Below are 1215 nucleotides of genomic sequence, written 5' to 3' on the forward strand. Positions count from 1 at the left end.
TTAAGTACATGACAAAAAGCAAAACAGATTGTTTTCCAAAGATTTGAATCCTGTTAAAAGAAATTTTGACAAGTAATCTAAACCATATTTGAATACACTTACTGCTCTTCTTCCATGTTTTTTTATTATTATTTTTTTGATGTTTTTATCCAAATAGTCACCAATTTTATAGCACCATACAAAGGCAATCATTGTCAGTGAGAATAATTTTTCTAATCTTTTTAAATCTGTTACATGAGTATCTTCTATATTAAATCCACTGCTTTTTAATCCTCTAAAAAGGCTTTCAATTTGCCAACGTTGTTTGTAATATACCATAGCTTGCTCTGGTTTATTGAAAGAAACTATAATTAAAAATTCCATAGTTCCATCTCTATCAATTGTTTTGCTGCCAGAGAGATAACATCGTTGTCCGTGTAACTCTACTATTTTTGGATAGTGGTAAAATGCACCAACTTTCAAATTATTAAACAACCAAAATGCTTTTATTTCTCCTTGCTTTTGGTAAGAATAAATTTTGAAATTATTCCTAATCCGAATGTAATATCGAATGTTTTCATTGTTCAAAAACTCCAGCCATTTGCTGCCAACAAATTCTCTATCGGCTAATAAGCAATTAATGCTTTCTTTTCCAAAGCACTGGATATATTTCTTAATCAAATCAATTCGCTCCTCTGTATCTGAATTCCCTCGTTTGTCTAACATTTTGAACATTATCGGAAAGGCTACGTTTTTATAACTAACTCCAAGCATCAATATATTGATATCCTTCGATCCAAATCTCCAATTGGTTCTGTCTAAAACTAGCACCAAATCATCTTTGAATGGCAATAGATTGAATATCAAAACAGAAACCGTCTTCATAGGAAAATCAAATTCCTTCATAAACCGTTGAATCCTCCTGTAAGAACTGTTTTTATCCGCTTTTATGTCAAATCCAGAAGCTAGTCTATCATAATTAATTGTCTTTGTTTTACACAAAGCTGTTACAAACAAACAAATGAGCTTGACCCTTGCCAGATTGAGTTCGCCTTTAAAATGACCTTGCAATACTGATATTAACGATGTATCTTTACTCTCTAGACTGGTGTTATTCATTAGAAAAATTATGTGGTAATAATTCTTTAATGTAATGAATATCAGTCTTTTATCCTATTTTATTGTTGCTTATTTAATTGGTTTTCAATGAAATATCTTTTTTGTCATGTACTAAAA

General features: G+C 30.3%; 1 protein-coding gene. It reads right to left on the minus strand.

The window, feature by feature from the left end:
• Complete coding sequence (locus EKM05_RS14310) at nucleotides 1-1098, minus strand: IS4 family transposase (protein ID WP_233590915.1); 1098 nt, start codon at nucleotides 1096-1098, stop codon at nucleotides 1-3.
• Nucleotides 1099-1215: the final 117 nt, after the last annotated feature.

It is taken from the genome of Flavobacterium sp. GSP27 (assembly GCF_003970395.1).
Lineage (GTDB): Bacteria > Bacteroidota > Bacteroidia > Flavobacteriales > Flavobacteriaceae > Flavobacterium.

Coding starts and splice junctions, on each gene's coding strand:
- EKM05_RS14310 (WP_233590915.1), bottom strand. CDS start 1,098: ATGAATAACACCAGTCTAGAGAGTAAAGATACATCGTTAATATCAGTA.